This is a genomic window from Streptomyces sp. 8L (assembly GCF_020176795.1).
GTDB lineage: Bacteria > Actinomycetota > Actinomycetes > Streptomycetales > Streptomycetaceae > Streptomyces.
Genome location: NZ_JAIUKE010000604.1, coordinates 1 through 5,807, shown reverse-complemented (window position 1 = coordinate 5,807; position 5,807 = coordinate 1). Strand labels below are relative to the sequence as shown.

At 73.5% G+C, this 5,807-nt stretch carries 3 protein-coding genes and 1 pseudogene; 3 read left to right on the top strand and 1 reads right to left on the bottom strand.

The features are described 5' to 3' along the window. The first annotated feature begins 379 nt into the window (after nucleotides 1-379). The 3 genes from LCE31_RS35515 to LCE31_RS35505 all read left to right on the top strand — a co-directional run bounded on the left by LCE31_RS35515 (nucleotide 380) and on the right by LCE31_RS35505 (nucleotide 4,448). Complete coding sequence (locus LCE31_RS35515; RefSeq protein ID WP_225021939.1) at nucleotides 380-1,414, top strand: ABC transporter substrate-binding protein; 1,035 nt, start codon at nucleotides 380-382, stop codon at nucleotides 1,412-1,414. 1 nt (nucleotide 1,415) lies between these two features. Continuing rightward, nucleotides 1,416-2,279 (top strand): siderophore-interacting protein, encoded by an 864-nt coding sequence (locus LCE31_RS35510; RefSeq protein WP_225021937.1) that lies wholly within the window; start codon nucleotides 1,416-1,418, stop codon nucleotides 2,277-2,279. A 156-nt stretch (nucleotides 2,280-2,435) separates the two neighbouring features. Further along, entirely contained in the window at nucleotides 2,436-4,448 is a 2,013-nt protein-coding gene (locus tag LCE31_RS35505; RefSeq protein ID WP_225021934.1) for an ATP-binding protein, read from the top strand. A gap of 117 nt (nucleotides 4,449-4,565) precedes the next feature. Here LCE31_RS35505 and LCE31_RS35500 read toward each other — a convergent pair. Next, a pseudogene (locus LCE31_RS35500) lies at nucleotides 4,566-5,588 on the bottom strand (chitinase); the annotation flags it as partial. Nucleotides 5,589-5,807 lie beyond the last annotated feature (219 nt).

The window sequence follows — 5,807 nt, the reverse complement described above, 5'->3', positions numbered from 1 at the left end:
TTTCCAAACGCCTTCGGGCTGGGCAACGGCAATACCCGGCCCGGTGGTTCCCGTACGCGCCATCGCGTCGCCCGGCGCGCCCGCGCGCGCCCGGCGGGGCCCCCCCCCCCCGGCGGCCGCGGGGGGGGGGGGCGGCCCCCCCCGGCCCCCGCGGCGTGCGCGCGCGACGGCGCGCGAGGGACGTCATGCGAGGGACGTCATGAGGGACATCACGAGGGGCCCACGGCATACGGTCGCCTGCTCAGGGCAGCGAGTCTCCGGACGGTGGGCCGGGCGTCGGCGCGCGACTGAGGTTAGGCTAACCTGCCCAGAACGTGCTCATCAGCCGGTCCTGGCTCCCTTTGTTCCCAGGTCGGCGCGACGAAAGCGGGAGACCGCCATGCCCGACATCCGTACCACCTCCGTCGGCCGCCGCGGCCTGCTCGCCGCGGGCGGCGCCATAGGTCTCGGCGCGGCGCTGGCCGCCTGCGGCGGGGGCGACGGTGCCGGGACGAAGTCCGACGGCGGTGGCAGGACGGCGAAGACCGGCCCCTGGTCGTTCAAGGACGACCGCGGCGTGGTCTCCAAGGCCGGCAGCACACCGAAGAACATCGTGGCCTTCATCGGGACGGCCGCCGCGCTCCACGACTACGGCGTCGAGGTCAAGGGCGTGTTCGGCCCGACGAAGAAGAAGGACGGCTCCGCCGACATCCAGGCCGGCGACCTCGACGTGAACAAGGTCACGATCATCGGCAACGTCTACGGCGAGTTCAACGTCGAGAAGTACGCGGCCCTCAGCCCGGACCTGCTGGTCACGGAGCAGTGGCAGAAGGGCGAGCTCTGGTACGTGCCGGACAAGTCCAAGGCGCAGATCACCAAGCTGGCGCCGGTGGTCGCCCTGGAGGCCTCTGCGACCACCATCCCGAAGGCCATCCAGCGCCACGAGGACCTGGCCGTCTCGCTCGGCGCCGACCTCAAGGCGAAGAAGGTCACGGACGCGAAGGCGGCCTTCGAGAAGGCGGCCGCGCGGCGGCGCGCCGCCGCGAAGGCCCGCCCGGAGATCACCGTGCTCATCGGCTCCGCGAGCCAGGACCTCTTCTACGTGTCGCTCGCCAAGATGTCCGCGGACACCGCCTACTTCCAGCAGCTCGGCGTGCGGTTCGTGACGCCGAAGGTCGACGCGCAGGGCTACTTCGAGAACCTGAGCTGGGAGAACGCCGGCAAGTACAAGGCCGACATCATCATGATGGACAACCGCTCCTCCGCGCTCCAGCCCTCCGCCCTCGCGGACAAGCCCACCTGGGCGCAGCTGCCCGCGGTGAAGGCCGGGCAGGTCATCCCGCGCGTGGCGGAACCGATCTTCTCGTACGCGCAGTGCGCACCGATCCTCGACAATCTCGCGAAGGCCATCGAGAAGGCGAAGAAGGTCAGCTGACATGACGGCCACCCTCACCGCTCCCCTGAGCCCGTACCGCTTCTTCCACGTGTCCGTGGAAAGGACCTGTCTGGTCGGCCCGTCCACGGTGCGCGTGACCTTCTCGGGCGCGGACCTGGCGCACTGCGCGTCGCTGGGCCTCGACCAGAGCCTGTCGCTGTTCCTGCCGCGGCCGGGACAGGACGCGCCGGTCGTGCCGCTGGAGGAGGGCGAGGGGTGGTGGCCCGCGTGGCGCGCCCTCGACGAGGACGTGCGCGCCGTGATGCGCTCGTACACCCTGCGGGCGCTGCGGCGCGACCCGGACGAGATCGACATCGACTTCGTGCTCCACGGCGACCTCGGGCCGGCGACGCGCTGGGCCGCGCGGGCCGTGCCCGGGCAGCGGGCCGTGGTGCTCGGCCCCCGGGTCGCGGACAACGCCGCGGTCCGCTTCCGGCTGCCCCGCGACGCCGACTCGGTGCTGATCTGGGCCGACGGGACGGCGCTGCCCGCGGCGGAGGCGATCCTCGGGACGCTGCCCGCCGGGCTCGCGGCCGACGTGTGGCTCGACGTGCCGCACACGGCCGACCGCAGACCCCTCCAGACGCCCGCGGACGCGCGGATCACCTGGCTCGTCGGCGACGACGCGCCGGGTGCGCGCCCCGGCGAGCGGGCGCTGGAGGCCGCGCGTACGACCGCCAGGCGCGGCACCCGGCCGTACGTCTGGCTCGCGGGCGAGGCGGACGCGGTCAAGGCCATGCGCCGGCTGTTCGTACGGGAACGGGGCGTGGACAAGGGACGCGTGACGTTCGTGGGGTACTGGCGGCGCGGCTCGTCCGAGGAGGAGCTGCGCGCCCGGCGCGCGGAGAAGGTCTCGAACGCCTGACGCCGACCCCGGGGCGCGGCGGCCGGGACGCGGCCCCGGGAGGCGGGTCCTCGGTGGGCTCGCGGGCCACACCGGGATTCGGTTTTCGCCGGCTTCGCAAGCCGCCCGGGAGGTTCGGTCCTCGCCGGGCCCGCAGGCCCCCACGAGAAGCCCGCCGTGCCGCCCGCGCCGGGGTACGCGCCGGCGACAGGACCGACCCTGCGCGACTGGCTGCACACGCCGCGCCGCACGGACGGGCCGGGAACCTGGACGTACGGGCACCGGCCCCGGCCGGCGGTCGCACCGGAGCTGACGCCGGTACGGCAGCTGGCGGTGGGGGCGGTGATCTCGCTCGCAGCCACGCTTCTGCTCTGGTCTCTCGTGTCCAACGGCTACCTGGGCAGCTTCTGGATCTGGCCCCTGCTCGTCCTGACACCGGACTCGTGGCCCGGGACCGTCACCGGCAACAACGCCCTCCACATCTACAACATCTTCCTGCTCCTGCTCATGGCGGCGGTCTTCGGCCGTCTGGGCCGCTGGCCCGAGCTGCTGCGCCGTGTCTTCGGCCGGCGTCCCGCCCCGCGCGGCGAGGAGGCGCCCGCCGAGGCGGCGCCCCCGCCCGAGCAGGACCTCGCCGAGTGGCCCGAGCTGCGCGCCGCCGGGCAGGGAGAGATCGCCGGGCGCCTGGCGGCCGAGGTGCGGGAGGGCCGGATGAACGACGTCGACTTCACCCGTATCCGCAGGGCCTGGAGCTCCGTGCGGGTCGATCCCGGGCGTCTGGGGGCGTTCGCGGAGGCCGTACGGCGGGACGGCGCGGCGGCCTGTGTCCATCCGTCGGGGGGCCGGGACCTGCCCGTCCGGGCGGCCCGGCACGATCTGCTGGCCCGTCAGGTCAGGCTCGGCACGGTGCAGGACGGGGAGCGCAACCCGTACGCGAGGCGCGGCACCGGGCTCGCGCTGGACCCGGGGCTGCTCGGCACGTCGCTGCTGGCGGTCGGCCCGCCCGGCGCGGGCAAGACGCATGCCCTGGTACGGCCGGTGGTCGAGTCGCTGGCGCTCCAGGCGCTGGCCGGGCAGGCGGCCGTCGTCGCGGTGTGCGCGGCGGGGACGCAGCTCGGCCCCGACGCCGCGTACGACGTGGTCGTCAAGCTCGGTGATCCGCGGTCGGACTACGACCTCGACCTCTACGGCGGGACCGCCGACCCGGACGAAGCGGCGGCGCTGCTCGCGGAGGGCCTGGTCGGTGATCTGGCCGACACCGACAGCAGGCGGGCGGCGACGGCGCTCGCGCAGCTCCTCGGTCCTTTCCTTGCCGCGTACGGCCGGCTGCCCGGCGTGCCCGAACTGCGGGAGCTCCTCGACGGGACGCCCGAGGCGGTTCGGGCGCTCGGCGCCGCGCTCGACGCGGGCGGCCACCGGGCCATGCGCCGCGAACTCGACGCGCGCGAGCGCCAGTCGGCGGCGCCCGGCGATCCCGGCCGGGCGCTCGCGGACCGGGTCGCGCTGCTCGACAGGCCCGCGTTCTCCGGGTTCTTCGACACGACGGGCGGGACGCGGCTGTTCTCGCTGCGGACGCTGGAGCACCCGCTGCGGGTCCGTATCGACCTGCCGGAGCGCGGCCACGGCGAGGCGTCCCGGATGCTGGCCCGGCTGGTGCTCGCGCAGTTCACGGCCAACGCGGCCGTCCGCACGGACCATTCGCTGTTCGCCTGTCTCGTCCTGGACGACGCCACGCGCACGCTCACCTCGGAGACCGTGCGCGGGGTGCAGCGGCTGCGGTCGGTGAACGCCGGCGCGGTGCTCACGCTGCGGACGCTCGACGACGTGCCGGAAGCGCTGCACACGGCGCTGCTCGGCGCGGTCGGCTGCCGGATGGCGTTCGCCGGGATCACCACGTGGGACGGGAAGCGGTTCGCGGAGGCGTGGGGCACCGAGTGGGTGGAGACGAAGGTGGTCACGCAGCGCACGGTCTTCGCCGACCAGCCGCTGACCCGGGCCATCCACTCGTTCCGGAAGCTGGTCACGGGGAAGGCCGTGACGACGGACGCGGTGACGGTGCGCCAGGTGGAGCGCGAGCGCTGGTCGGCGTCCGACCTCGCGCACACCGTGCCCGCCGGGCACGCGGTGCTCTCGCTGCGGACGGTCGGCGGCGACCCCGCGCCGCCGCTGCTGGTGGACCTGAGGGGCTGACGCGGGTGCCGGGACCGGGCCGAGCCCGCTCCCGGCACCACCCGGCACCCGGCACCCGGCACCCGGCACCCGGCACCCGGCACCCGGCACCCGGCACCCGTGTCAGCCTGTCGGCGGTCAGCCGAAGTACGCGTCGAAGTTGTTCGCGAACGCGTTGCCGCCGAACACGTCCCAGTTGACCGACCATGCCATCAGGCCGCGCATTCCCGGCCAGGTGCCGTGCGGGGCGTACGTACCGCAGTTCGTGCCCTTCGTGAGGCAGTCGAGGGTCTGGGTGACGGCCGCCGGGTCGATGTAGCCTCCGCCCGCGTTCGCCGAGGCGGGCAGGCCGATGGCCACCTGGTCCGGGCGCAGGGCCGGGAACATCCTGGAGGTGTCGCCCGCCACCGGGAAGCCGGTGAGCAGCATGTCCGTCATGGCGATGGGGAAGTCGGCGCCGCCCATGGTGTGGAACTGGTTGTCGAGCCCCATGATCGGGCCCGAGTTGTACTCCTGGACCGTGAGCAGCGTGAGGTCGTCGCGGAGTGCGTAGATCACCGGGAGGTACGCGCCGGCGCGCGGGTCCTGCGAGCCGGAGGCGCCGGGCCCGTAGAACTGGTAGCCCAGCTGGACGAAGAACGTCTCCGGGGCCATCGTCAGCTGGAACCCGCTGCCGTACTTGGCCTTCAGCGACTTCAGGGCCGAGATCAGGTTGACGATCGCGGGCGTGGTGGGGGCGCGGAAGTCTGAGTCCCCGGCGTCGAGGGAGAGCGAGTCGTTCTCGAAGTCGATGTCGACGCCGTCGAGTCCGTACGTGTCGATGATGTCGGAGACGGACGCGACGAAGGCGTCCCGCGCGGCGGTGGTGGTGAGCTGCACCTTGCCGTTGGCGCCGCCGATGGAGACGAGGACCTTCTTGCCCTCGGCCTGTTTGGCCTTGACGGCCGCCTTGAACGCGTCGGCGGACTCGACGTTCGGGCATTCGCTCGTGGGACAGAGGCTGAAGTTGATCTGGCCCGAGGTGGGTGAAGTCGGCTCGGCGAAGGCGAGGTCGATGACGTCCCAGGAGTCGGGGACGTCGGCGAGCGGGATGTATCCGGAGCCGTTGGCGAAGCTGGCGTGCACGTAGCCGACGAGCGCGTGGTCCGGCAGCGCCGCCGAGGCGGTCGTGGACGCGGGGGCGGGCGCCGCGTCGGCCGTCTGCGACGCGGCGACGAGGCCGCCTGTCGTGAGCAGTGCGGCGGCGAACGCGGCGAGGAGCCGCGTGTAGGGGGAGCGCCGCTTGGTGGGTTCCACGGGTGCCTCCGGTGGGGGGAGTCGAAAAGAAGAGCGAAGAACTGAAGGCGAGATGGGACGAGATGGGATGGGGTGGAGTGGGGG